Genomic DNA, 26,143 nt, shown 5'->3' with positions numbered 1-26,143 from the left:
GGGTGCAACCCATTCACCATTGATGAAGTTGTCGTATTTTTCGCGGAATTGGACTTGGCTTTTTTCTGTGTTTGGATGGGGATATAACATTAACTGCTCCTTGTTGTGAGAAAGGTATATTAAATACCTTCAACTGATCTTCCTGATCGAGTCGTAATTTCATGCTACTGATATTCTTATTCAAGTTAAAGCTAATTTTTACGTTAAACATTTCAATTATCTATTACTAAAAGTTATAGCTTTAAATAAAGGTGGATGGGTCTCTTTGATAAAACTTTTCATGTTATTTTTTAGTAAAAGTCAAAGACTGTTTAGTTAATACAAACTAATAATTTTTTATAGCTTAGTTTTTCAACAGTCACTTTCAATGACTACTGAAAGCTCTGATCGTTGCGATTCAATATTCCCTAAGAAAGTACAGCTGACACAAGTAGGGGTAATGTGGGTAGTAAGCGAGATTGCAGAATGAATTAATATTAGTATTGCTGAGCGTTCATCCTAAACCTGTTAATCGGTTTTAAGGCTAAGATTAGGGTGGTTTATTTTTTATATTTATCAGCAATAAGATGAAATAAAAGATGTATTAAAAAACAAATGTTTATATAATTCTATATAGTTATATTTGGAAGGCAGATGTATCGCTAAAGACAAGGTCGAATTGATAGAGTGGTATAGCAAAGCTTAAAAAAATGGTTATATAGTCATTCCACTATAAAAGTATTACAGCGTTAACCTAGTTTGAAATATTTAATATACATCTACACTAGGTTGCTTTGTACTACTTTTAAATTAAATCGACTATAAGCTCAGCTATGACGCTCATCAAAAACTGAATGAGAAAGAATAGTTATCATGCAAAAACTTAATAAGACATTAATTCATAAAATGATGATAGTAGGATTATCAAGTGGTTTAGCCATACCTGCTGTTGCAGATCTTGGCATTGTAAATACTTTAATGAACAAAGGATTCGCTACTACTCAAGCCACTCTTGGCTATATGTACAGTACTGGTGATGATATTAGTCAAGATGATGTTAAAGCATTTGAATGGACTAAAGCCGCTGCTAATAGAGGAAGGGCATTTTCCCAATATGCACTTGGAGAGATGTACAGCAATGGCACTGGCGTACGTCAAAACGATGCCAAGGCCATTGAGTGGTATGAAAAAGCTGCTAATCAGGGCAATGCTGAGATTCAATTCAATCTTGGAACTTTTTATCAGCACGGTGAAGGTATTCCTCAAGATTATGATAAAGCAGTTCAATGGTATCAAAAATCGGCTGATAAAGGTTTTGCACTAGCTCAGTATAATCTTGCTGGAATGTACGATAAAGGCCAAGGGGTGAGTCAGGATTATGCAGAGACACTCAAATGGCTAAGAAAGGCTGCTGCTCAAGGATATGCGGGAGCTCAAAACAATATTGGTGATATGTACGAAACTGGTAGAGGGCTTAAACTTGATGATGCAAAAGCAGCTGAATGGTATCTGAAAGCTGCAAATCAAGAAATAGCCGAAGCGCAGAACAGTCTTGGCTTGATGTACTTTGAGGGCAGAGGCGTGGAGCAAGATAAAGCTCAATCCCAAGAGTGGTATAGCAAATCTTGTGACAACGGATATCAGCCCAGTTGTGATGAGTTGTAGCCAATTGAATAGGAAAAACTGTGATTTTAAAAAAGTTAAAATATACATTTATTTATTAAGTGTTAGCCATGAGGTTATCATTTGATATAACTTTGTCAGCTGGAGCCGATGAGTTTTTTGAAAGTATGAATGTTTTAGCAGAGCAGAATGGTTCTTCAAATTCAGTACACTCAATGTGCATGGATTGGGATAGATAGAGCAGGACAGTATAGAACACCAGATACAACAAAGCCCCTGATATCAGGGGCTTTAGCTATTCTATAAGATAGTATAGAACTATGTATTGGTACCAGTGGTCGGACTCGAACCGACACGCTTATTAGGCAACGGATTTTGAATCCGTCATGTCTACCAATTCCATCACACTGGCATGTTAGGTAATAATATCTATTATATAGGTATTATCGAATTGGGCTACAGGGTTAACTCTGTATAGGCTGCGTATTATAGCAGGCTATTTTTGATCGTCAAGAATTATTTTATATAATTTGCGATTAAATCAAAAAAACCGATATATTCTATATATCACTTATCCTACAAAGGCACGTTCGACCGCATAATCTGCTTGAACACCCATACGTGGTGAGACGGTTAGACCAAAGTCATCCAAAATAGCAGAAACTTCTGCGTTGAATGGCATGCTACCGCAAATCATCACACGGTCATCTTCTTTATTCATCGGAGGCAAGCCAATATCTTCAAAGAACTTGCCCGATTTCATAAGGTCAGTGATACGGCCTTGGTTTCTAAACTCTTCACGAGTAACAGTCGGATAGTAAATGAATTTTTCGCGGAACCATTCACCAAAGATTTCATCATTGGCCAACTCAGTTTCAAACATCTCACGATAGGCCAAATCTTTGGCATGACGAACGCCATGTACCAAAATGATTTTATCAAAACGCTCGTACACTTCAGGGTCACGTGCTAACGCCAAAAATGGTGCCAGTCCTGTGCCTGTCGATAGCATGTATAAATGCTTGCCCGGTAATAAATCATCTAGTACTAGTGTCCCAGTTGGTTTTTTGCTAACCAACAGCTCGTCGCCTACTTTAATGTGTTGCAGGCGTGAGGTCAGTGGACCATCTGGTACTTTGATAGAGAAAAACTCTAATTGGTCTTCGTAGTTGGGGCTAGCAATCGAGTAAGCACGTAATAATGGCTTGCCATCGACGACGATACCAATCATCGCAAATTCACCATTACGAAAACGTAGGCCGTCGTCGCGAGTGGTTTTTATACTAAATAGAGAGTCATTCCAATGACGAACCTCTGTAACCGTTTCGGTGCGAAGTTTTGACATAAAGTCCTCGTTAAGTAGTCGCTGTGTGCGTCAACAGTATTAATTGAATGTGTCATTAGGGGTTAGCACTGCATCAAATTTTTATTATGATGACGATTAAATGGTCAGGCAGTGTCCAAATGTCGAAGTATATTTTATATCTTATTAATGAGATAAAGGCCACAATTATCGTGATGCAATCTATTCTCAATAATAATTCTCGCTCATAATACCAAAATTTAAAATAAAAATCCGCCTAGCCGCTACTATGTGGCATGATAAAATGGAATATCGTTAGTGAGTAATTGTGTATCACTGGATAAAACTGGTTTATATTAGCAGGTTTTGGTTATTAGTAGATTTCTTGGAGACTTTTATGTCTGGTGACGATGCACAGTTAGATAACCATCATTATGCGCCCATAGTGGGCTATCACCGTGCACCATTATCACAAAAGTTTGGTGCGCCACGTCAGCCAAATTTGGTAGTGCTAACCAGTGTTATCGAAATGCTTGCGCCTTACGATACACCAGAAGCATTCGTGGGCTTGGAATCGTTCAGCCATATCTGGATCAGTTGGCAGTTTCATCATAACTATAAAGCAAAAGATAATGCTGTGAATGAGGCAGATAGTAGCTTTCGCCCGCAAGTACGACCACCACGGTTGGGTGGCAATCAAAAAATAGGTGTGTTTGCCAGTCGTAGTATGTATCGTCCGTCGGCACTAGGGTTGTCTGTCGTCAAGCTTGAGCGCGTAGAGGTAATACAGGGACGAGCATTTCTTATTATTAGCGGTGCAGATATGATAGATGGCACACCGATTATAGACATTAAGCCGTATGTGGCGTATAGCGATGCGCTTGTAGAGGCAGAGAGTGGCTTTGCACCCACGGCTCCTGAGCTGTTAGAGGTGACGATAACTAAGGCTGCTTATGAGCAGTTTTTAGCGCTAGCTAATACTGGACAGGCTATTAATAATGAGAAAGAGATAAATATAGAGCAGGATACGTTTACGACGCTTATGCATCAGATGCAAAATCAATTATTACTCTCTGATATCGATATTATTAAGGCACTCATTGCGCAAGATCCTCGTCCAGCGTATCGTCGTACTCAAATAAATATGCCGTTTACCATGCGCTATAAATCTGTTGATGTGAGCTTTCAGTTGATAGCGGTAGATGAGCTACAAATAACCGCCGTTGTAGAAGTGATGTGAATTGATATCATTCTTAACCATATACTCTAAAATGATAAAAGAAGAAAAATATGTCTGAGCATAAATATTCAATAGTGATTGATTTGCGTTGGTGTCTAGATGAGCTATTGGCAGATAAAGTGATTGACCAACGGGGCTATAATTTAGTCATTACTAGTCGCCGTGATAAGACACAGCATCCACTATTGAACATCAGCGAGTTTGGTTTGCCAAATGGCCATGCGCTTGATAGTGACTCTGAGAGCAAGTTAGCATTGCCGTGGCTCAATCAATGGTTGGCAGCTAAAGCGGGTATGCCACTTGTGCGTATCGACCCTCTAAAAGTTGATGTCCCTGCTGTGACGCAGCTGATGTCCTTTGAATATGCACGCTCACAGCATATTTTGCCTATTGAAGTCGCACTCGATGAAGTCGTCATCGGCACAGATCAGCCGTTTCATACCGATTGGCACTCAAATATTGAAAAGCTGATTAAGTCTAAAACTTATCGTACGGTCTATATTAATCCTGAACAGATCAATCGCTATCGACAAGAGTTCTATCAAGTTACGCAAGCTATTGCAGGCGCGAATAGTATTCATAAGCGTGCGGCAGCTGATGTCACTAACGTCGAAGCGCTACTGCAGTTAGGTGACAACACCAATCCCGATGCGAACGATCAACATATCGTCAGAGTCGTTGACTGGCTGTTGCAATATGCCTTTGAGCAGCGTGCTAGTGATATTCATTTAGAGCCGCGGCGTGAGACTGGCAAGGTACGTTTTCGTATCGATGGCGTGCTGCATACCGTCTATGAGATGCCTTTAGCAATTATCGTCGCAGTCACGGCAAGAATCAAGATTCTAGGACGGCTCAATGTTGCAGAAAAGCGTAAACCACAAGATGGACGACTAAAAACCCGTACGCCAAAAGGGCTAGAGACGGAGCTGCGTCTATCTACGATGCCTACCGCATTTGGTGAAAAATTGGTCATGCGTGTCTTTGACCCTGAAGTGCTAGTGCGTTCATTTGCGCAGCTTGGCTTATCCGGCAAGCAGCTTGAGACGTGGCATGAGCTGACAGCGCATCCCAACGGTATTATCTTGGTCACAGGTCCAACGGGTTCGGGTAAGACTACAACGTTATATAGCACGCTCAAGCAGCTCGCCACAGAACAGGTTAACGTTTGTACGATTGAAGATCCTATCGAGATGATTGAGCCTGCTTTCAACCAAATGCAGGTGAATCCAGGCGTTGATTTGCATTTCGCGGAGGGTATTCGTTCTTTGATGCGTCAGGATCCTGATATTATTATGGTCGGGGAGATTCGAGATGCTGAAACGGCCAATATGGCTGTGCAAGCTTCTCTAACTGGGCATTTGGTGCTTTCGACGCTACACACCAATGATGCACCCAGCTCTATTACCCGTTTGCATGATTTGGGTATTCAGCCGTTTTTAACCTCTGCTACTATACTAGGAGTGATGGCACAGCGCTTGCTACGTACGTTATGTACGCATTGTAAGCAAGCCGTTGATGTCACGCCAGACAGTGAGATTGCGATTCAGTGGCAAGAGTTGGTACAGCCTTGGCGCGCGCCAGCCCCAGCACAAATTTATACTGCAAATGGCTGTGAACACTGCCGTCATACAGGCTACCAAGGCCGTGTGGGCCTCTATGAAATCATGCCGTTGTCAAACGAGCTAAAAAAACTGGTTGCGGCTGATTCGAGCTTAGATGTACTTAAGCAGCAAGCATACCGTGAAGGTGTGCAGCCACTAAGGTTGTCTGGTGCGAAACGTATTAGTGATGGGGTGACGACCATAGAAGAGGTAATGCGAGTAGTACCACTGAATTAATGGGCAAATCATGCACCGCTTTTAACGCTCCCAACGTACATTTTGACGAATGATTTTGGCTGGCGTGCCGGCCACCATGCAGTTTGGTGTTTCGACTGGCTTATTGACGAAAGCACCTGCTGCAATGATACAGCCACTGGCAATAGAGACGTTTTTAGAAACGGTCACATTGGCAGCAATCCAGATATGGTCACCTAAAATGACGTCAGAATGTGCGTTATTTACTCGTACATTGGTGTCTATATCGTAAACCTTGTGGACATCGGTAGCACGAATTTCGATACCACGAGATATCATGCAAGATTCACCAATGGTCACGCTTTTATCACGTGCCAAAATATAGCAGTCAATGGCCGTAGTATGATTACCAATATGAATGTGCAAATGATTACCAACAATCAATAGTTGCCCAGAGAATTTAACTTTCTCTCCAATGGTTATGCGATTATGACTGCCATTGATGTCTATTTTTAGCTTATTAAATTTACCATGCTCACCGATATTAATTTGATTGTCATGACCTTGACGAATGGTAATAACTGAATTGCCAATAATACGTGCATCTGCGGCAATATCGACACAGTTACGAAGCCCTTTGTCTTGTAATAAAAACCGTTGTCCGTACAGCTGTTTGGGTAATAGTGTCTTGATGATAGGAGGCAGGGTGATGGTTTTTTTATGGGTCATAATAAAGGGCTTATACAAGTCATCAAATAGAAGTCGTCAAAAGGATAAAAGTGTCTGCTGGTTAAGCGTTTTATAGTGTACCGTCAAACAGCACTTGAAAATAGCTTATTCTAGAGCAATAAATACAGTTATCTATAGTTAATCCTCTATAAAAGAGTTACAGCGTTAACCTCGCTTGAAGTATCAGATATACATCTGCACTCGGTTGCCTTGTATCTCTTTTAAACTGAATCAACTATATTCGAAGCTTTAACTTTAATATTTTTTATTTATCAATTTTATTAACGAGATTTTTATGTTTACTGATACTCACTGTCACCTTAACCGTTTAGATTTAACAAAGTACGATGGCCAACTGTCTGGCGCGATAGCCGCTATGAAAGAAGCCAATGTCACTCGTGCGATGGCGATTATGTGTGATTTTGCCGAATATGATGATATCGCTAACATTATCAAAACGTATGCGGATGAAACACTGAATCTTGGTATGAGTGTGGGTATTCATCCTTGTGAAGATATGGCTATATTACAATCAGCGACCGTCGAGCGCCTGATAGAAACAGCCAATGCTGATCATGTATGGGCAATAGGAGAGACTGGATTAGATTATTACTGGTCAACAGAAAATAAAAAAGAACAACAAGCTAGCCTTGCCCGTCATATCCATGCCAGTCAAAGCCTAAAGAAGCCACTCGTCATCCATATGCGTGATGCCAAAGAAGACACAATCGATATCTTAAAAGCTGAAGGTGCAGAACACGGCATTATCCACTGCTTTACCGAGGATTGGGAGACCGCAAAAAAAGCACTCGATTTAGGGTTTTATATCTCATTTTCTGGCATTGTCAGTTTTAAAAGTGCGCAACAAATCAAAGATGCCGCAAAAAACATGCCTAGAGACAGACTGCTTATCGAAACCGATAGCCCTTATCTAGCACCTGTGCCTAAACGTGGCAAGCCCAATGAGCCAGCCTATGTACCCTACGTGGCCAGTTGTATCGCAGAGATGTATGGCTGTAGTAGCGAAGAGGTTGGCGCATTGACTGCAAAAAACTTTGAAAATTTACTGGCACAGTATCATTAAAATGGTTATGCTATGACCAGTCAGTCATTTATCATGTAGCCTTATAATGATCTGTTCCAAGCAGGCGTAATTATATGATTGTTAATGACTATTTAGAAAATATAAGCATATTCCTTGTCGTCCTCGCGCAGTCTCTGTATGGATCCATACTCTTGATGTTGGTGTGTTAACGTAAACGACAGTCGTATGCTTAATCTTATCAAGTTTTAGGAGAGACTATGAGTCGTCAGCATCAGTTCAAGGTACGAGAAGAAAATATCTTAGCAATGGCAGAGCAATTGCTACTTGAGTCGGGCGATGGTGATATCACTTTAGACAGTTTGGCAGACCAGCTAGATTTGGCTAAAGGTACACTATATAAGCATTTCTCCAGCAAAGATGAGCTCTATTTGCGTATTATTATCCGTTACGAAGAGCACCTGTTTGATATCAATCGCATCGATGACTGTCCATCGGCCGGTGTCGCGAGGATGATTTTTCAGCAGTTATTTAATCCACAAAAAGCCATGCTACTGAATCAAATCGAAGAGCGTTTGGCTGCATCAGTAACGGGCCTAAATCGCTTATTTGGTGAGCTATATGATATCCGCCGTCAGCGTATGAAGCGTTTGATTGATATTATCAGTGCTTATTTGAAAGATGAGCACAGCAGTTTGAGTACGCGAGATTATTTATCGTCTATTTGGGCGATGGGTCAAGGTGGTGCAGGGCTATTAAACTCAAGCTTTTATCAGCGTTATTTGGGTCGCCGAGATACTTTACGCTATGCGTTTGTCCAGCAAATACTAGAGTTGCCTAGCCATTATCCTGCTGTGGACGATGAGGTGATGGATGAAGATATGCAGGAATTGGTAGAACAGATTGAGACCGAGTCAGAAGAGCATCGCAATACCAATTATTAAGCGGTTTATTGACTTTTAATATTGCCTCTTAATACTGTCTATGCAGTTTGCATGTCGTAAGCAGTATCGTTATAAGTGCTTTGTGTTGTCATATTGATTATGGCAACACCAGCACTTAGCTTTTTATAACCTTTAAAGATTAATAAAGCATACCGAACCCTAATCTTCTAATAGGGTTTCTTCCGTAGATTTCCAATTATAAGCACCATAAAATAGCATCTGTGCTTGACGAGTACAGTTATGCAGCATCATCTGCTTGTTTTCTTCAATCTCGTTCAAGTCGATCTCGTCATCATGGTCTTCCGTGTACGTCAGCTCCAACCAGTCGATAATCCAAGAGAAGAACATATTGACCCCAGCTTCGGCCAATAACCGACGGTCATAGTCATTGATATGAGTAAATGCTGGCTGTAGTGCTAGATCATCCGCCAAGCCTTGAGCATGCTTCTTTGTGAGCTCATTGATGGCTTTACGGACAGACTCCGATCCGCCATAACGTTCACTGACCAAAAACTGCCAGTAATAAGGCTGATCGCTCACCATATACAAAAACAGCTGAATACTCTTGGCAATTTGACGATCGAAGCTACGCTTGCGGCCAATCTGTAAGCTATCGCTTAATATGGCCAACGTGCCTCCCAACTCCTCAACCACCAACGCACGTCCGAGCGATTCCATATCATCAAAATGTCGATAAAATGCGGTCGGCACGACACCGACTTCACGCGTGACTTGTCTTAGGCTGATAGAGCTAAAAGATTGCCCTGTCATACATAAATCGAGCACGGCGTTAAAAAAGGCGTGCCGAGTTTGAAGTTTCTTTTGTTCGCGACTGCTCATAATATTTCAAAATTGTCCGGTAGGTGTTTATCATACTCATTTCAGCGTAAAAATACGAATGAAATACGCAACTTGTATTCATTTACTAACCCTGCACTGGTCTTTTAAACCATTGTGCCCCAATGACCCTGCAATTCCTGCGCCAATCGATACGCTTCATGGTCATTCATGCCAGTAATAAAATCTAAAATATTTAAAATATTGTGATAGATATCATCTGATAACTCGCGGCGATGTTCACACAGGTGGGGCTGTAGCAGCATAGACAGACGTTGCTGCTCAAAGGACATGGATTGAGGGTCAGATGTTGCTCTACTGCCTGCCCAAGCCAATGGCATAAAAGCATCTAATAGACGATGTAAGCATTGATTGGCCATTAGCTCCATGCGTACTTTACTTGGATGATTGAATATTTTCTCACGTGCCAACTGTTTGGCTTGGTTGATGCCACTTCGCACACTGATATCACAGTGGTCAAATAGACTGCCCTGCAACGTGCCTGCTAGTAGCTCTTTATTATTGACCACAAAGGCATCGGTCACTGTATTGACCAGCCGCATCATGGCACGTGCTCGCAATGAGGCCAAACTTTGCCTAACAGACATATGTGCTGGTAAGTTGATACTATCAGGACGCTCACCAATCAGCTCATAAAATATCGTGGCGACCTCATGATAAGTGAGCATGTTTAGATTGATGCCATCTTCTAAATCTATGAGCGCATAACAAATATCATCGGCCGCTTCTAGCAAATACGCCAGTGGATGTCTGGCAAAGCCATCGTGTTGCGCTGAGCGCGGCAAATGTAAACAAGCTGCTAGCTCTTCTAACTGAGGCGCCTCGCTATAAAAACAGCCGAATTTTTGTACGTTGGCCGCGATGCCGCCTAGGTTTGTGATTTGAGAGGTATCGTTGCTATGTGTTGCTAGCCAAGGGTATTTCATAAAGGCACCTAAGGTCGCACAAGTGAGGCGCATGCCACCTTTGTCCGGATGGTGCTCGTTATTGACGAGCAATCTAAACCCTTGTGCGTTACCTTCGTATGCTAGTAGATCTAGCTGTTCATGGGCGGTTAAGGTTTGCAAAATCGTCTGCGGCTCAGGCAGCCTGAACCAGTCCCGAATGGCATACTCTCCTGCATGACCAAAAGGCGGGTTGCCAATATCATGAGCGAGGCATGCGGCTTGTACAATGACGCCGACATCTGCGGGCGAGATACCTGCTGGTAGACCATTGCCTAATTTATCATGGAGCTTTTCTGCTGCCATCATGGCTAAAGAGCGTCCAATACATGAGACCTCAAGCGAATGTGTTAGGCGAGTATGAATGCCGAGCTGATTGGTCAACGGATGGACTTGAGTTTTTTGATTGAGCTGTCTAAAAGAGTGCGAAAATACCAGTCTGTCATAGTCTTTATGAAACTGGGATCGAGTACTCGTATTGGCGTTGAATTTTTTGGAAGCGCCAAGACGCTGTGAGTTGAGAAGATGAGACCATTGTGTGGTAGGAGACGGCAAAGAGGTGGGTGTACTTAGCATATTAGACATCCGAAACCAAGGGAGCCTCTAGCATAGCAAAATAGCGCCCTTGGTACAGATATATAGTCAGAGAACTACATTAAGATTTCTGGCAGTTAAAAAGCACTTCTTCCTTTTCGATAGCCACATTACTGCCCAATGTTTTATTGAGTAGTGTTGCCTTGTCACCACTTACTTGCCATATGATGCCATGAGTATCATCTAAGCCAATATCACTCATATAGATTTTTTTATCGGTGCTTTCATTAAGATCAGAGGCAGCAGTCAAGTCATACTCTAGACCATCGATGAGCAAGGTTGCTGTCTGTGGTGTACTGTCGTTATGGTAAGAAACATCGATAGTAGCCGTAGGCTCACAAGAGAATGGCGTGCCTGCATTGGCATGGTCATGACCCTCATGTCCTTCATGATCGTGTCCTTCATGTCCTTCATGATCTTCGTGATTGTGCCCTTCATGTTCTTCATGATCATGACCTTCGTGCTCACCTCCCTCATGTTCTTCGTGCTCATGTGTTTCATGATCATGGTCGGCATGTTCATCCATTTGTACCACGTCTTCAGATTTTGTCGTTTCTGTACTAGGTTGACAGCCCAATAGTGAACCTGTCACCACACTGCCTATGAGCGCAGCACCTGCGAGTTTAGAAAAAGAGAAATAAGCAGCCATAATATAAATCCTCAAATAAGCAAAAATAAAGATATGTTATAATATAACAATTAGTATGTAAAATAAAGCCGATGATGGAGAATCTCCAACATCGGCTTATTAACTTTAAATGCTATTTACCGCTTGAAGTTATACGTTAAAACGGAAATGCATCACGTCGCCATCTTGCACGATGTAGGTTTTGCCTTCCAGACGCGATTTACCAGCAGCGCCTGCGCCTTTTTCGCCGTTATATTCGATGAAATCATCATAAGCAATGACTTCGGCACGAATGAAACCGCGCTCAAAATCAGTATGAATCACGCCAGCAGCTTGTGGGGCAGTTGCGCCAATAGCGACAGTCCAAGCACGCACTTCTTTTACACCAGCGGTAAAGTACGTCTGCATGTCAAGTAAGTCATAACCACCACGGATTACTTGATCAAGACCGGCTTCTTCCATATCCATCTCAGCTAGGAAGTCTTTTTTATCATCTTCATCAAGCTGAGCGATTTCAGATTCGATTTGGTTGCATAGTGCGATGACGATAGAGTCTTCACCAGTGGCGTAGTTACGAACGGCATCAAGGTAAGGATTGTTCTCAAAACCATCTTCACTGACGTTAGCGATATACATGGTAGGCTTTAGCGTGATTAAGCCATAACTTCTGATGAGTTTTTTCTCATCCGCATCAAGATTGGCGGCACGTGCTGCCTGACCATCTGCTAATAATGGTTCGATTTTTTTGAAGATATCAAGCATAGCACCAGCGTCTTTATCACCGCCTTTGGCTTTTTTAGTCAAGTTGAATACAGCGCGTTCAACTGCTTCTAAGTCAGCGAGTGCCAGTTCAGTATTGATGGTTTCGATGTCATCAATTGGGCTAACGCGGCCATCAACGTGGACGACGTTATCATCATCAAAACAGCGCACGACATGAGCAATCGCGTCAGTCTCACGGATGTTGGCTAGGAACTGGTTGCCCATGCCTTCGCCTTTTGACGCGCCTGCAACTAAACCTGCGATATCAACAAACTCCATGGTCGTTGGTAGTACGCGTTCAGGATTGACGATATCAGCCAGTTTCTTTAGGCGTGGGTCTGGTACTGGTACGATACCCGTGTTGGGATCTTTGGTACAAAATGGAAAGTTTTCAGCGGCGATACCCGCTTTGGTCAACGCATTAAACAAGGTGGATTTACCCACGTTTGGTAGGCCGACGATGCCGCAATTAAAACCCATAACATTCTCTCAATGTATTAATAAAATCAGTTGGTATAAAGATTGGTTAAATGATAAATCAAAATTGGGCACATTGTAGCAAATTTACCGGAATAGGGGTGAGGTTGTTGTATTGTATACTAAGATTTTGCTTCTGCTCATTACTGGTAATTTTGCTGTTTTATCGATTATGGTAAGCTGTGTTATAAAATAACAGTTTGGCTTGTAGGCATATAAAAGGTAAGCATTTGCGACTTGCTACACTTTACGAGTAATCTTCATTATGAACACCAAATGCTCTCAGTCAAATGCAGCTAAAATAAAATGAAAGGCAAAATTCTATAATGACTATCACGATTTTTGACACGCGCCACTATCATTATCCGCAGAACTTCATGGAGATCAAGCCCAAGCTGGCGCGTCTGGAAAAGGCGATTAAAAAGCTAGAGGCAAATTTAATTGATGCTAATGAGGATGCAAATATTGAGCTGTTAAAAGAAAGGTTGAATGATGAATTAGGATTAAAAATAGACTATGCCCGTGAGCTAAATCCTGACCAGTTATTAGCAGCCACAACTATCGAAGGCAAGGTCTTAGTCATAGCCGGTGCAGGCTCAGGCAAGACTAAAACACTCACATACCGGACCAGTTATTTGTTAGAGAATGGGGTCACGCCTAAAAGCATCTTGCTACTGACCTTTACGCGTAAAGCCGCTAATGAAATCAAAAGTCGTGCAAAGACTTTATTGACCAATAGTTTATCTGATGAGGATTTGGCTAAGGATGAACTGCCAACTGATAAGCGGCTCAACGATATCACTAGTGGTACTTTTCACTCATTTTGCAATATGTTGCTGCGCCAGTACTCAGGGCTACTCGGTATCAATCCGCGATTTACGATTTTAGATACAGGCGATAGTGAAGATGCCATCGACTTAATTCATAAAGAAAAAAGTATCCTGCGCAAACCAAAAGCCAAGCCTTTCCACGCAAGAAAACATTGCAAAATATCATTTCTAGCTCTCGGAATAGACGCATTCATATCCGCGACTTAATCGAAAGCAGTTATCCTGACATCGCTGTGCACATTCCGATTATCGAGCAATTAGCAGTTGATTTTCATGAATATAAGCGTGCCAATCATCTCTACGACTTTGACGATATTATTAGTCAGGTCGTGCGCCACTTAAAGACCAATGATACCTTTCGCCAGATGCTACAAAACCAATATCGTTACATCATGGTTGATGAATATCAAGACACCAATATTCCGCAAAAGCAGCTGATAGATTTGATTTGTGAACCTGAGTCGGTATCGCTGATGGTGGTCGGTGATGACAATCAAAGTATTTATGCTTTTCGCGGTGCCAATTATGAAAACATTCTGTTATTCGGTGAGACCTATCCTGAGGCCAAGCTCATTAAGCTCGAACAAAATTATCGTAGTACGCCCGCTGTTTTGGATTATATCAATGCTTTGTCTGAGCAAATAACGCTAGGCTATCAAAAGCAACTGTACTCTGGCGCATCGATAAGTGGGCATAAGCCAGTGTTTAGCCGCCTAACCAATGAGACAAAAGAAGCCAAGTATATCGCCGATAAAATCATCGAGCTAAAGTCAGATCATGATTACAATGATTTTGCGGTACTGTGCCGCACGTCGTTTCAGTCCAACTATGTCCAGCTAGAGTTTATGGAGCGTCATATTCCATTTATCGTGGTGGGTGGTATAAAGTTCGTTGAAAGGCGACATATCAAAGACGTTTTAGCCTTTATTAAAATTCTTTACAACCCCAATGATACGATTGCTTGGCATCGTATTTTGACCTTATTCCAAGGCGTTGGGACAGTTACCGCAACGCGTTTGACCCAAGCGATCAATGCGGATAACAATTCCTTTGAGCCACTACTTACAGCGAAGTTTGCTAAAAAAAGCGAACAGCTTGAGCCTTTACACAATACGCTTACGAAGGCAAATCAGGCTGAATCAGTCGAGACGGTCATTGAGCATATTTTAGAGTTCTATATTCCTGTTTTAAAAACGATTGAAGAGAATTGGCGAGAGCGTAACGAGGACTTTCGTGTGCTCAAAAACTTGGCAACAGAACACAGTAGCCTTGATAACTTCTTAGAAAATTTGGCACTCGATCCACCCAATGATTCGGTAGCCACAACCAGTCAACCTGATGATAATGACAGTGATAAAGTCACTATCTCGACTATCCACAGTGCCAAAGGGCTAGAGTGGCCAGTGGTATTTGTCAATTCATTGGTCGATGGTATCACGCCACACCATCGCTCTTTGGATGATTTTGAGGAGTTGGAAGAAGAGCGTAAATTATTCTATGTTGCTTGTAGTCGAGCCAAGACCAGACTGTATCTAACGGCACCTGATTACTTTGCCAGTTATTCAGGGTATTTTGACAAGCCATCACGCTTCATCGCAGAGCTATCTACGGATGAGGTAAAGGTAGAGACAGCTAAACATCCTAGTCTGGAAAATGATGACCCAGTGTGGTGGTGAAGGGTATTGTAATTCGATAAATAATATAAAAATACAGGCATAATTAATGCACGTTTGTTGTTAGAATAGTATTGGCGACTGATTCTTTATACCAACCTTCGTACTACTTAGCATGGACTTTATAATTAATGAAGAATTTCATCGCCGATGTAAAGGCACTCTTTAGACAAAAATATGATGCCGATGCTCAAGGTAATAAAACAACAAAGCCCGCCTTTATAGACTTACCACCTGATATAAAGCCCGATAACCGACATAGAGTAAGTCAGTCTAGTCAAAATGACGATACAGATGATTTCGCGTCATTTATCATCTCATCTGGTAAATCTAACAATGCTTCTGGTGTTTCAGCCAATAAGCAGTTAGGACGCTGGTTCAAAGAAAACGAAGCCTTTAATATTAAAGGACGTTCTATTGAGCGCGGTTTTCATTATGTTGGCGGTCAGCTTACAATGCTAACGGGGTTTGGTATTGAACCTTCGCTAGTCGATGATAGTTTACCTGCCAGCTCTCCAAACGTCATCTACAGTATATCGCCAATTTATCATGATGAATCGCTTGGTTATTGGCCAAGTTACGAGCGTTTGTCCGTTAAATGCCGAGGTACTTATCTTGATTGGCTAGCTTCAAATCGCGCGCATCCAAGTACGCCTATTGGCTATGTGTTCATTTATTTTGGCGGTTTTGAGCGCCGTATTATTGAACATATTAACGATGATGTTGTCTCCGATGCTGAGTTTATGGCTATCTATGAAGAAGTGACACGACTCAATCGCATCTATGGCAGCCAGTCTGCTTCGTTCGACAGTTATTCAGCACATTTTTTAGCGTTTATGACACTTATTCGGTCCTTGTTATTTGAAGATAAAGCGCAAACAGGGGATTTACTGCCACCGCCTTTCACTAGCCAAAACCTAAAATTTAAGATGCATTTGGCAAAGACTGTAGCGTTGCAGTTGCCTATTCCTGCATCATTAGCATGGGAGTGGTTGGTATATTCTAATGAATACAATTTTAAAACTCCCGCCAAGCGCTGTGAAGCGGTGTTTAAATCGTTATTCGCAATCCTTTACCAAGATATTTACCAAAACGGTTTCGTAGTTTCTGCCAATAAAACTAGGCTTAAGCTCAGCTATAACGCTGCCAGTCGTTCTATCGTTAGCGTAGAGCTTACGCTTGATGACTTGCCAGACCCAAGCATCCTGCGAGCGCCTGTCAAAAAAATTATAACTATCGCTGAACAATGCAATGATGCTTTAGATGCTTACAGTCGTTATTTGGGCAAGGAGGATAGCTCGGCTGATGACATTGCCGCTATCATGTTATTACCTAAGACGCTTATTTATCAGCAAGATTATCTAAATGACAACCCTACTATTAGAAAATTTAAAACATGGGCCCAGTCCATTATAAAAAACAATGAAGGGCTAACAACGACTAAAGAGTTATGGGCATATTTGGATGAGCCCTTGCCACAAACATCTAGCAAAACGCTGAGCAAAAAACAAAACGAGCTGATTATCCATTTGGTAGAGCTTGCTGGTTTTGGTATTGCTCCAGACCAACGTTATCATCAGACGCGCTTACAATCGGACGGTTATGCTGTGTTATTTGCTGGCGGTCATGGTGCGCATTGTGAAGATTTTGAACCGAGCTCATCGTTCTATCAAGTCAGCCTAGCTATGAGATTAGGGGCAATGGTAGCGACTATTAATGGCTATGTTGATAAAAGGGAAGTGGATACACTATTGACGCTGCTCAATCAAGACAGTCAACTGACCACTATTGAAAAAGGCTCTCTGACCGCTTATTTGCTATGGCAGTTAAATACCCCAGCAAATATGGCAGGTCTAAAAGCGACATTGGCTGATCTTGACGACCAATATATTGGCTTTATCAGCCGCTTTATCATTACCGTTGCTTTAGCGAATGGCAGTATTGAACCCAGTCAAATCAAACAAATCGAAAAGTTATATCAAGCTTTAGGTCTGGATAGAACGATGGTGACTAGTGATATTCATCAGCTGACGACGAATAAAAAAGTAAACATGGGCATAAATAATGCGCCTGAAACCAAAGACAATAGCGACAAAAATAGCCGTTCATTTAGTTTTGATGCCGAACTATTGGCGCTACATGAACGTGAGACCGCAGTGGCTAAAGCGATGCTAAGTAAGATCTTTGCTGTAGAAGATGAAGAAAGCGAAGATGATATAAAAGAGAGTGTACTATTAAAGATAAGCAGTAAGACGGTGACTGAGCATCAGAGTAACGTGCCTGTTAACAATCATAGTTCAGGTAATGAGGTGATCATAAACGGACTAGATAGTAGTCACAGCCAGCTGTATCAAGAGCTTATTAGTGCCGAGGTATGGCAACGTGAAGCCGTCAACGAATTATGCGAATCGTTAAATCTAATGATAAATGGCGCTATCGAAACTATTAACGACTGGGCATACGATAAAGTTGATGCACCTGTATTAGAAGATGATGATGAAGTGGTCGTTGATTTTGAGATTGTTGACGAGTTAAAAGCGTTGAATTCATAGCACATAAAAGCTAGCACACTAAAAATAATAGATTAAAAAGGAATAAAGATGAGTGGTAAAAAAATTAGAGCCAAAGAACGCGACGCGATTATCCAGTCGCTCAAGGCTGGCGTTACCCCCAAAGTTGGTATTCAGCATATCCAAGTGGGACGTATTAATGAGCTCAAAGCTTTGATAGATGATATTGAACGTGTGGCTGATGGCGGTTCTGCATTTCGGCTGATTATTGGGGAATATGGGTCGGGGAAGACTTTCTTTTTGAGCGTGGTTCGCGCCATCGCACTTGAGCGTAAATTGGTCACGGTTAATGCGGATTTATCGCCTGACAGACGTATTCAAGCATCGTCAGGCCAAGCGAGGAATTTATATTCTGAGCTGATGCGTAACTTATCAACGCGCAATAAGCCTGATGGCAATGGGCTTGCCAGTGTAGTTGAGCGTTTTATTACCGAAGCACGCAAACAAGCGGACAGTAGCGGAGAAGCTATCAGTGACGTTATACAGCAAAATTTAGCTGAATTGACTGAGTTGGTAGGTGGTTATGATTTTGCAAAAGTCATTGAAGCTTATTGGCAAGGACACGAAGAAGGTAATGACGAGTTAAAAGTCAACGCTATTCGCTGGCTACGTGCAGAATACTCTACTAAAACTGATGCCAAAAGAGACTTAGGCGTGCGCACGATTATCTCTGATGCTTCCTTTTATGATTCCCTAAAAATCATGAGTTTATTCGTTCGCCAAGCTGGTTATCAAGGATTACTCGTTAATTTGGACGAGATGGTCAATCTATATAAGCTCAATAGTACGCAAGCGCGTCAAGGTAACTATGAGCAAATTCTGCGTATATTAAATGACTGTTTGCAAGGTACGGCTGAGAACTTAGGGTTCTTATTAGGGGGTACTCCTGAGTTCTTACTCGACCCGCGCAAGGGTTTATATAGCTATGATGCCTTGCAAACTCGTTTAGCGGACAACAGCTTTGCCAAGAAGGCAGGGGTTATTGATTACTCATCTCCCGCATTACATTTAGCTAGTTTAACGCCAGAGGAGCTTTATATCTTGCTGAAAAACCTACGTCACGTTTATGCGGGCGGTGATGAGTCTGCATATCTAGTGCCTGATGAGTCACTACAAGCTTTTTTGCAACACTGTAGCCAAACGATTGGTGATGCTTATTTTAGAACGCCACGTAATACCATCAAGGCATTTTTAGATATGCTAGCTGTCATCGACCAAAACCCTACGATCTCATGGGATCATCTCATTCATTCGGTAGCTATCGACCCTGAGACGCCGTCCGATATGGACATCGATATGAGCGACCTTAGTGACATGGATGAAGATGATGGACTTGCAGACTTTAGCTTATAAGTTTGATATATAACTTTAGGACGGAAAATTACTTTGAGAGATGCCCATACCGAGCTTGATAAACGTGTGCAACGCTGGATTTTTAACCAAGGCTGGCACGGATTACGCGAAGTACAATCCAAAGCTATCGCACCTATTTTATCAGGAAAAAAGGATGTGCTTATCAGTGCGGCAACCGCTGCAGGTAAAACAGAAGCTTTCTTTTTGCCTGCTTGCAGCGCTATTGCTCATCAAAACAAGGGCGTTGGTATTCTTTATATCAGCCCGCTAAAAGCATTGATTAATGACCAGTATCGACGCTTGCAAAGTCTAGCGGAACTACTAGACATGCAAGTGACTCCATGGCATGGCGACAGTCCGCTAAGTAAAAAGAAACAACAGAAAAAGTCACCTTCAGGCATTATTTTGATTACTCCTGAATCGTTTGAATCCTTATTGATAAGAGATGCAGGATGGGTAAAGCAAGCTTTTGGTGAGCTAAAATATATTGTCATAGATGAGTTTCATGCGTTTTTGGGTAGTGAGCGTGGACAGCACTTATTGTCCTTACTGAACCGTCTTGAGCATGTGGCGGGGCGGTTAGATGCTCCTATTCCTAGGGTCGCGCTTAGCGCCACTTTGGGCGATATAGAAACTGTGCCTTTATCGCTACGCCCTAATAAGTCCTTACCTTGCGTCATTATTAAAGACACTGAATCGACTTCGAACGTTAAAGTTCAGCTAAAAGGTTACGTAGAGCCTAGTCAGCTAATGCAAGCGGTGCAAAATAATAGCGTTGAGTCTGATTTGGGCGATTTAGAAAGGGTTCCTTTATTGCTACGTTCTAACAGCTTGCTACCTTACGTTATTGTCGAAGATACTAACTCAACCTCAAATGTTAATATTCAGCTAAAAGGTGGTATGGAACCTAGTCAGATAATGCAAATGGTACAAATTGATGGTGTTGAGACTAATTATGAAAGTAATAAAACTGAAGAAGAAAATTTTACAGGTATTGGTCTAGAGAGTGCCATTATTAAAAGTAGTAATTTTGAGATTCCCTATGATGCTCAATCACAAATATGTACGGATTTATATCGCTTTTGTCGTGGCGGTAATCACCTGATCTTTGCCAATAGCCGTAAGCGTACTGAACTTATAGCCACACTGCTAAGTGAGAAATGTGAACAAAACATCGTTCCAAATGAGTTTTTTCCTCATCATGGCTCGTTAGCAAAAGAGTTAAGAGAAGGATTAGAGCAGCGTTTGCAAAAAGAGGATTTGCCGACTACTGCTGTCTGTACGATGACTTTAGAGCTAGGTATCGATATCGGTAAAGTAGATTCTGTTGTACAGGTAACAGCACCGCATTCAGTTTCAAGCTTGCGGCAACGGCTTGGGCGCTCGGGTAGGCGAGGCGGTTCATCAGTGCTACGCATGCTCATCACCGAAAAACAAATCGATGTCGATACTAGCTTGGTGGATAGACTACGCTTACAGCTTATTCAGTCATTAGCAATGATAAGACTGCTTATCGCTAGCCGATGGTTTGAGCCCGCAGATACGTCGCTTTATCACTTTTCAACTTTGCTGCATCAAGTGCTAGCGACTATCGGTCAATGGGGTGGTATTCGTGCCGATCAAATTTATACTTTGCTATGTAGACAAGGTCCTTTTCAAAAGATAACACCTACTCATTTTAAATCCTTATTATCACAAATGGGCGCGATGCAACTGATTACTCAGCTTGGCAATCAGCAATTAGTGTTAGGGGTAGTAGGCGAGCGTATCGTTGGTCATTATACTTTTTATGCGGTGTTTAAAACGCCAGAAGAGTATCGTCTTGTGGCTGGTAGTAAAACACTGGGTACATTACCCGTCACTACTCTGCTGCTACCCGAACAATACATCATCTTCGCTGGTATACGCTGGCAAGTCAAAGATATCGATATGGATAAAAAGGTTATTTATGTGAGCGCTGTCCAAGGCGGCGGTCAGCCTCCAGATTTTGATGGCGGCGGAGATATGTCGATACATGACCGAGTCCGCCAAGAAATGTACGACATATTGAGTAGTGGTGATTATCTTATTTCAGTCGGTGATAAAAAAGTAGACTTCGCTGATAAAACAGCGCGTGAACTTTTCAAAGAAAGCATTGAGACTTTTGATAGGTGTCAATTACGTCATCGACCAATCATAGATCAAGACGGCAATACTTACATTTTCACGTGGCGCGATGATAAAGTCGTTAATACCCTAGCAGCTTTGCTTATGCAACATGGATTCTCTAATGAAGCATATGCAGGTGTAATCTGTGTTCACGAAGTCGATTCGGTTCAAATTATCAGGTTTTTGAGCTTTTTAGCATCAAATGCTATGCCTAGTGCTACTGAACTTGCCGAAAATGTACCCAACAAGATAATTGAGAAGTTCGATGAATATTTGCCTGAGGATTTATTAAATCTTGGCTATGGTGCAAAGGCCTTTGATATTGATAGTCTCAGTGAATGGTTACAGTTATTATTTGAAAGAGAAGTTGATTACAAATAAAGTTTTTGAAGCTACTCAACATATCACCTTCTTGTAAAGTATGTTTATTATTTCAATAGCGTTTCTAAATAACTGACTAGAATTACATATATTCAGTTTAGAAAGAATAATTTAAAGGCAAAACCTTCGTTAACTTATTAAATTATTCCTATCAAAAATACATTTTCAAAAACCCCATAACTAAAAGTGTTCAACCCAAAAATATTTTGCAGATAAGGGTTTAATATTTAGCTCAATGCGTTACTATTACCACCTAATTCTGTTAGACCCTCATATTTGATACTCTGTATTAACACCCTAAGAAAAGGATAGGTTATGCGCTATGAAGTGATCGTTATCGGTGCAGGTATGGTTGGCACGTCAGTTGCGTGGCATTTACAAAAAAACAATTCACAAGTACTGATGTTAGACAAGAAGCTGCCAGGATCAGAGACCTCGTATGGTAATGCTGGGTTGATTCAGCGCGAAGCCATTCACACCCATCCTTTTCCTCGTCAATTGACTGAGATGATCAGAGTATTACCGAACCAAGGTACTGATATTCGCTATCGTATCCCAGCGATTCTGCGTTACCATCAAGCACTGTTACAATACTGGAAATACTCTGTACCTGCGACTGTTAAGCAAATCGAATCAGAGTGGCAGACACTGATTGAGCATTGCACCAGTGAACATCAAACAATGATTGAAGCATCTGGTGCTGACGAGCTAATCACGCGTGACGGCTGGTTACAGCTGCATCGTTCTGAAGAGACATTTAAAGAAGCGCAAGCAGCAGCCATTGATGCACGCAATCAAGGGGTTGAACATAACGTATTAAACCTTGAAGCACTAAAAGCCATGGAGCCTAGTGCTAATTTTGAAGGTTTCGTTGGTGCGATTCATTGGAAAAACTCTTGGCAAGTATCGAACCCAAGCTCGCTAGTAAAAGCCTATGCGAAAAACTTTCAAGAGATGGGCGGTACGATCAAAGAGAGCGATGTAAAAGAAATCGTAAAAGATGGCGAAGGCTGGAAAATCATCACTGATAATGACACTTACTATAGTGATAAGTTGGTCATTGCAGCGGGTCCATGGTCGAATGACTTGATCAGACCACTTGGTTATAATCTGCCATTGTTCCCAATGCGTGGTTATCATCAGCATTTCAAAGTGACAGAAAAAAATACCATCAATCACAGTATGTTTGATATGGACAAAGGCTTTGTAATGGGCCCAATGCAGCAAGGTATCCGTATTACGACTGGTGCTGAGATGACCACTATGGATGCGCCCAAGAACTTTGGTCAATTAAAAACAGTTCTGAAACTGGCTCGTAAAATCTTACCATTAGAAGACGCGGTAGAATCTGAAGCATGGGCAGGATCGCGTCCTTGTATGCCAGATATGAAGCCAGTTATTGGTCCTGCAGACAAGCATGAAAAATTATGGTTCGCATTTGGTCATAGCCATCAGGGTTTCACCTTAGGGCCTATGACAGGGCGTCTGGTTGAAGAAATGATTCATGAAAAGCCATCATTAGTAAATCTTGCACCATTTAGTGCTCAGCGTTTTTCAAAATAAGCGCATATCTGTTAGATTTAGCACAGACTTAAATTAATAAATTGAAGGTATATAATATGATAAAGAAGCTACACAGCACGCCACGCATGAGTAGAATTGTCGTCCATAACCAGACCGTATACTTGTGTGGTCAAGTAGGTAATGCCGAAGACGATATCAAGGCACAAACTTTGACGTGTTTAGAAAAAATCCAAACGTTGCTAGAAGAAGTGGGTAGCGACAAATCAAAGCTACTATCAGTGACGGTTTGGATCAAAGACATGGCAGACTTTGCTGCTATGAATGAAGTCTATGACAAATTTTTTGAAGGCATTCAGCCTCCAGCTCGTGCTTGTGGTGAGTCAGCTCTAGCACGTCCTGAGCTATTGGTTGAGATGATCGCCATCGCTGCTGAGTAATAGATTGCCCGTAGTATCCGTATTAAGCAAAAAAGGCCATGATAGCGTTATCATGGCCTTTTTTATTGTCTTATAGTTTGGTTGTGAATCTATTTTCATAAATTACTAAAACAGGCTAGATTATATTTATTCAACTTATGTCTTATAATATTATGTGTTTTTCACGTTACCTGCTATTATACGCCAGCAACAATTCTGAGATAATAAATAGTCTCTTAAAACGGCAGTCTTTTAGTGCTAATAGTTAAGAGGGTGAATAGCAGCTATATTGTGAATGTCTTTTTTTAAGCTGGTTATAGCTCGTTTTTTTATTGAATATTTTGAGGAAAATTACGTGGAAATTTTAGGAATGCTTTTACTTGTTGTTGCAAGTATCATGTGTCTTGTTTATAGCATCAAATTGATAATTATTGCTTTTCAAGAGTCGGTGCTGTGGGGGTTGTTGTATTTTTTTATTCTACCTGCAAGCTTGTATTTTATTATCACCCGTTGGCCAGAATGTAAGTCACCATTTTTGAAATTATTAATAGCAGTTGCATTTATGATCGTAGGGTCTATGATGGCTTCACCATCTCCATCTCCATCTCCATCGTATTAGAGTTATAACAGTGAATAAAGCGGTCAGATATTTGAAGCCGTTTACTACTCGATGCAACGTTAATACATAAAAATAGCGTACTCATAACCTGAGTACGCTATTTTTTTAAGCTATTACTTTACTACCACATACCATAGTCTGTTCAAGCGAATTTAGTATGCGCCTTCGCTATAGATAAGCTCATAACTGTGGCTATAGATTTCAACGATGTTGCCGAATGGGTCTTCCATATAAATCATACGATATGGCTTTTCACCAGGGTAGTAGTAGCGTGGTTTTGCCATACGTTTCTTGCCACCTGCTGCCACCATACGCTCAGCCAACTCTTCGACATTCGGATCTTGCACACAGAAGTGAAAGATACCTGTTTTCCAGTATTCAAAGTTGTTTTCAGGGTTTTCTTGGTTTTTAAATTCAAATATCTCAACCCCGATACGGTCACCCGTCGATAAATGAGCAATACGAAAGCTGCCCCAACCAGCACCAAATACTTCAGTACACATTTCACCAATCGGGCTGTCATCTTCGACAATTTTCGTTGGCTCCATGATGATGTACCAACCCATCACTTCAGTATAAAATTTTACGGCTGCATCGAGGTCAGGGACTGAAAGACCGATGTGCGAAAAGCTTCTTGGATAAACGTTATTCATTGTTGATACTCCTGTTTGATGTGCGCTTTGTTTAACGTGGAGCCAGTATACAAACAGAAGATAATTACGTAAAATTATCATTTATTATAAAGATAAGTATATATTGTAATGATAAATATCACATGGTTACGCACCTTTTGCACGCTTGTTGACGTCGGTCACTTTACGCATACAGCCGAGCGCTTACACATGACCCAGTCCGGTGTCAGTCAACACATCAGTAAGCTAGAGAATCAGTTAGATATTGATTTGCTTATTCGTCAGGGTAAGCAGTTCTCATTGACTGATGCCGGTCAACAGCTTTATCAGGAAGCAGAAGATATCTTACAGCGATTGGCACGCTTAGAGCAGCGCATTGGGGAAGACCCTGCTTATGAAGGATTGGTGCGACTGATGTCACCGGGTAGTGTGGGGCTTAAGCTGTATCCGCAGCTGTTGACACTACAGCAGCAGCATCCGAATCTAGTGATTGATTATCGCTTTGCACCCAATGTTGATATAGAGCGGGCACTTGCCAAGCATGAGATTGATATTGGTTTTATGACGGATATTTCAGGTGATGAGACAGTGAGTTGCAAGCCAGTGGCTCAAGAAGCGTTGCTATTGATTACTCCTGCAACGACTACTGAGACGAGTTGGGAGACACTAAATCAGCTTGGGTTTATAGATCATCCAGATGGTGCGCACCATGCAAGTCTGCTGCTAAGTGCTAATTATCCTGAGTTTCAGCACGTCAATGATTTTGATAAAAAAGGATTTTCAAACCAGATTAGCTTGATTTTGGAGCCAGTGAGCAGGGGACTTGGGTTTACCGTTTTACCAGCGCATGCGGTTGCCGCATACCCAAATCCTCAAGCTATCAAAAGTCACTACCTACCAGTACCTGTCAGCGAAACTTTATACCTTGCTGTCCGCAGTCAGTCTGTACTGCCTAACAGAATGCAAACCGTTATTCATGAAGTGCAAAAATGGTTATAGAGATTTTAAGACAAATATCCAAAAAACTGTTAAAAACCTCTAATAACCGTATACCTAAGACTTATCTTTATTCTAAAAA

Annotated in this window: 20 protein-coding genes and 1 tRNA gene; 13 read left to right on the top strand and 8 right to left on the bottom strand. The window is 41.6% G+C overall.

The genetic code is table 11. From position 1 onward, the window contains the following. Positions 1-852: 852 nt before the first annotated feature. Positions 853-1,644: a tetratricopeptide repeat protein gene (locus tag AAEY75_RS02650; protein WP_197216326.1), complete on the top strand. Its 792-nt coding sequence runs from the start codon at positions 853-855 to the stop codon at positions 1,642-1,644. Between the two features lie 284 nt (positions 1,645-1,928). Here the strand turns inward: AAEY75_RS02650 and AAEY75_RS02645 are convergent. After that, positions 1,929-2,014 (bottom strand) — tRNA-Leu (locus AAEY75_RS02645). A 159-nt stretch (positions 2,015-2,173) separates the two neighbouring features. After that, positions 2,174-2,947, bottom strand: coding sequence for a ferredoxin--NADP reductase (locus AAEY75_RS02640; RefSeq protein WP_110923088.1), 774 nt, complete (start codon positions 2,945-2,947; stop codon positions 2,174-2,176). A gap of 355 nt (positions 2,948-3,302) precedes the next feature. Here AAEY75_RS02640 and tsaA point away from each other — a divergent pair, with 355 nt between their 5' ends. Together tsaA and tfpB are read left to right on the top strand one after the other, a co-directional pair. Next, the gene (tsaA, locus tag AAEY75_RS02635; RefSeq protein ID WP_352258235.1) at positions 3,303-4,145 is read left to right on the top strand and encodes a tRNA (N6-threonylcarbamoyladenosine(37)-N6)-methyltransferase TrmO; all 843 of its coding nucleotides are present in this window, start codon (positions 3,303-3,305) and stop codon (positions 4,143-4,145) included. A 50-nt stretch (positions 4,146-4,195) separates the two neighbouring features. Further along, positions 4,196-5,983, top strand: coding sequence for a type IV pilus assembly ATPase TfpB (gene tfpB / locus AAEY75_RS02630; RefSeq protein WP_352258233.1), 1,788 nt, complete (start codon positions 4,196-4,198; stop codon positions 5,981-5,983). Between the two features lie 21 nt (positions 5,984-6,004). On the opposite strand, the gene AAEY75_RS02625 is transcribed toward tfpB, so the two are convergent. Further along, positions 6,005-6,670 carry an acyltransferase gene (locus AAEY75_RS02625; protein WP_352258231.1) on the bottom strand — a complete coding sequence of 222 codons (666 nt, stop codon included), beginning with the start codon at positions 6,668-6,670 and terminating at the stop codon, positions 6,005-6,007. Between the two features lie 295 nt (positions 6,671-6,965). Between AAEY75_RS02625 and AAEY75_RS02620 the strand changes: the two genes are divergently transcribed. Further along, on the top strand, positions 6,966-7,754 hold the full coding sequence (locus AAEY75_RS02620) for a TatD family hydrolase (protein ID WP_352258229.1): 789 nt from the start codon (positions 6,966-6,968) through the stop codon (positions 7,752-7,754). 218 nt (positions 7,755-7,972) lie between these two features. Beyond that, the gene (locus AAEY75_RS02615; protein WP_110923083.1) at positions 7,973-8,656 is read left to right on the top strand and encodes a TetR/AcrR family transcriptional regulator; all 684 of its coding nucleotides are present in this window, start codon (positions 7,973-7,975) and stop codon (positions 8,654-8,656) included. Positions 8,657-8,815: 159 nt separating this feature from the next. On the opposite strand, the gene AAEY75_RS02610 is transcribed toward AAEY75_RS02615, so the two are convergent. From AAEY75_RS02610 to ychF, 4 genes are all read right to left on the bottom strand, one after another. Next, on the bottom strand, positions 8,816-9,496 hold the full coding sequence (locus tag AAEY75_RS02610) for a TetR/AcrR family transcriptional regulator (RefSeq protein WP_110923082.1): 681 nt from the start codon (positions 9,494-9,496) through the stop codon (positions 8,816-8,818). A gap of 104 nt (positions 9,497-9,600) precedes the next feature. Further along, a complete protein-coding gene (locus AAEY75_RS02605; protein WP_352258227.1) occupies positions 9,601-11,034 on the bottom strand; it encodes a deoxyguanosinetriphosphate triphosphohydrolase in 1,434 nt (477 codons plus the stop codon). 79 nt (positions 11,035-11,113) lie between these two features. Next, positions 11,114-11,701 (bottom strand): hypothetical protein, encoded by a 588-nt coding sequence (locus AAEY75_RS02600; protein ID WP_352258225.1) that lies wholly within the window; start codon positions 11,699-11,701, stop codon positions 11,114-11,116. A 129-nt stretch (positions 11,702-11,830) separates the two neighbouring features. After that, on the bottom strand, positions 11,831-12,922 hold the full coding sequence (gene ychF / locus AAEY75_RS02595) for a redox-regulated ATPase YchF (RefSeq protein WP_352258223.1): 1,092 nt from the start codon (positions 12,920-12,922) through the stop codon (positions 11,831-11,833). Positions 12,923-13,245: 323 nt separating this feature from the next. Here ychF and AAEY75_RS02590 point away from each other — a divergent pair, with 323 nt between their 5' ends. From AAEY75_RS02590 to AAEY75_RS02560, 7 genes are all read left to right on the top strand, one after another. Beyond that, positions 13,246-13,956 carry a UvrD-helicase domain-containing protein gene (locus AAEY75_RS02590; protein ID WP_352258221.1) on the top strand — a complete coding sequence of 237 codons (711 nt, stop codon included), beginning with the start codon at positions 13,246-13,248 and terminating at the stop codon, positions 13,954-13,956. Beyond that, the gene (locus AAEY75_RS02585) at positions 13,902-15,425 is read left to right on the top strand and encodes an ATP-dependent helicase (RefSeq protein ID WP_352258219.1); all 1,524 of its coding nucleotides are present in this window, start codon (positions 13,902-13,904) and stop codon (positions 15,423-15,425) included. Before AAEY75_RS02590 ends, AAEY75_RS02585 begins: the two co-directional genes overlap by 55 nt. A gap of 128 nt (positions 15,426-15,553) precedes the next feature. Then, the gene (locus AAEY75_RS02580; protein WP_352258217.1) at positions 15,554-17,974 is read left to right on the top strand and encodes a tellurite resistance TerB family protein; all 2,421 of its coding nucleotides are present in this window, start codon (positions 15,554-15,556) and stop codon (positions 17,972-17,974) included. A 48-nt stretch (positions 17,975-18,022) separates the two neighbouring features. Then, entirely contained in the window at positions 18,023-19,345 is a 1,323-nt protein-coding gene (locus AAEY75_RS02575; RefSeq protein WP_352258215.1) for an ATP-binding protein, read from the top strand. A 33-nt stretch (positions 19,346-19,378) separates the two neighbouring features. Continuing rightward, positions 19,379-21,874 carry a DEAD/DEAH box helicase gene (locus AAEY75_RS02570; RefSeq protein ID WP_352258213.1) on the top strand — a complete coding sequence of 832 codons (2,496 nt, stop codon included), beginning with the start codon at positions 19,379-19,381 and terminating at the stop codon, positions 21,872-21,874. A 315-nt stretch (positions 21,875-22,189) separates the two neighbouring features. Beyond that, complete coding sequence (locus tag AAEY75_RS02565) at positions 22,190-23,437, top strand: NAD(P)/FAD-dependent oxidoreductase (RefSeq protein WP_197216307.1); 1,248 nt, start codon at positions 22,190-22,192, stop codon at positions 23,435-23,437. A 59-nt stretch (positions 23,438-23,496) separates the two neighbouring features. Further along, on the top strand, positions 23,497-23,835 hold the full coding sequence (locus tag AAEY75_RS02560; RefSeq protein WP_110923107.1) for a RidA family protein: 339 nt from the start codon (positions 23,497-23,499) through the stop codon (positions 23,833-23,835). Positions 23,836-24,585: 750 nt separating this feature from the next. Here the strand turns inward: AAEY75_RS02560 and AAEY75_RS02555 are convergent. Next, positions 24,586-25,086, bottom strand: coding sequence for a lactoylglutathione lyase family protein (locus tag AAEY75_RS02555; RefSeq protein ID WP_352258211.1), 501 nt, complete (start codon positions 25,084-25,086; stop codon positions 24,586-24,588). 108 nt (positions 25,087-25,194) lie between these two features. On the opposite strand from AAEY75_RS02555, the gene AAEY75_RS02550 reads away from it, so the two are divergent. Next, positions 25,195-26,064 (top strand): LysR family transcriptional regulator, encoded by an 870-nt coding sequence (locus AAEY75_RS02550; protein ID WP_197216305.1) that lies wholly within the window; start codon positions 25,195-25,197, stop codon positions 26,062-26,064. Positions 26,065-26,143: the final 79 nt, after the last annotated feature.

The organism is Psychrobacter sp. TB55-MNA-CIBAN-0194 (assembly GCF_040309505.1).
Lineage (GTDB): Bacteria > Pseudomonadota > Gammaproteobacteria > Pseudomonadales > Moraxellaceae > Psychrobacter > Psychrobacter fozii.
This window is presented reverse-complemented; position numbering and strand designations above follow the sequence as displayed.

Coding starts and splice junctions, on each gene's coding strand:
- AAEY75_RS02565 (WP_197216307.1), top strand. CDS start 22,190: ATGCGCTATGAAGTGATCGTTATCGGTGCAGGTATGGTTGGCACGTCA.
- AAEY75_RS02575 (WP_352258215.1), top strand. CDS start 18,023: ATGAGTGGTAAAAAAATTAGAGCCAAAGAACGCGACGCGATTATCCAG.
- AAEY75_RS02600 (WP_352258225.1), bottom strand. CDS start 11,701: ATGGCTGCTTATTTCTCTTTTTCTAAACTCGCAGGTGCTGCGCTCATA.
- AAEY75_RS02615 (WP_110923083.1), top strand. CDS start 7,973: ATGAGTCGTCAGCATCAGTTCAAGGTACGAGAAGAAAATATCTTAGCA.
- ychF (WP_352258223.1), bottom strand. CDS start 12,922: ATGGGTTTTAATTGCGGCATCGTCGGCCTACCAAACGTGGGTAAATCC.
- tfpB (WP_352258233.1), top strand. CDS start 4,196: ATGTCTGAGCATAAATATTCAATAGTGATTGATTTGCGTTGGTGTCTA.
- AAEY75_RS02610 (WP_110923082.1), bottom strand. CDS start 9,496: ATGAGCAGTCGCGAACAAAAGAAACTTCAAACTCGGCACGCCTTTTTT.
- AAEY75_RS02625 (WP_352258231.1), bottom strand. CDS start 6,670: ATGACCCATAAAAAAACCATCACCCTGCCTCCTATCATCAAGACACTA.
- AAEY75_RS02590 (WP_352258221.1), top strand. CDS start 13,246: ATGACTATCACGATTTTTGACACGCGCCACTATCATTATCCGCAGAAC.
- AAEY75_RS02580 (WP_352258217.1), top strand. CDS start 15,554: ATGAAGAATTTCATCGCCGATGTAAAGGCACTCTTTAGACAAAAATAT.
- AAEY75_RS02640 (WP_110923088.1), bottom strand. CDS start 2,947: ATGTCAAAACTTCGCACCGAAACGGTTACAGAGGTTCGTCATTGGAAT.
- AAEY75_RS02555 (WP_352258211.1), bottom strand. CDS start 25,086: ATGAATAACGTTTATCCAAGAAGCTTTTCGCACATCGGTCTTTCAGTC.
- AAEY75_RS02620 (WP_352258229.1), top strand. CDS start 6,966: ATGTTTACTGATACTCACTGTCACCTTAACCGTTTAGATTTAACAAAG.
- tsaA (WP_352258235.1), top strand. CDS start 3,303: ATGTCTGGTGACGATGCACAGTTAGATAACCATCATTATGCGCCCATA.
- AAEY75_RS02650 (WP_197216326.1), top strand. CDS start 853: ATGCAAAAACTTAATAAGACATTAATTCATAAAATGATGATAGTAGGA.
- AAEY75_RS02550 (WP_197216305.1), top strand. CDS start 25,195: ATGATAAATATCACATGGTTACGCACCTTTTGCACGCTTGTTGACGTC.
- AAEY75_RS02605 (WP_352258227.1), bottom strand. CDS start 11,034: ATGCTAAGTACACCCACCTCTTTGCCGTCTCCTACCACACAATGGTCT.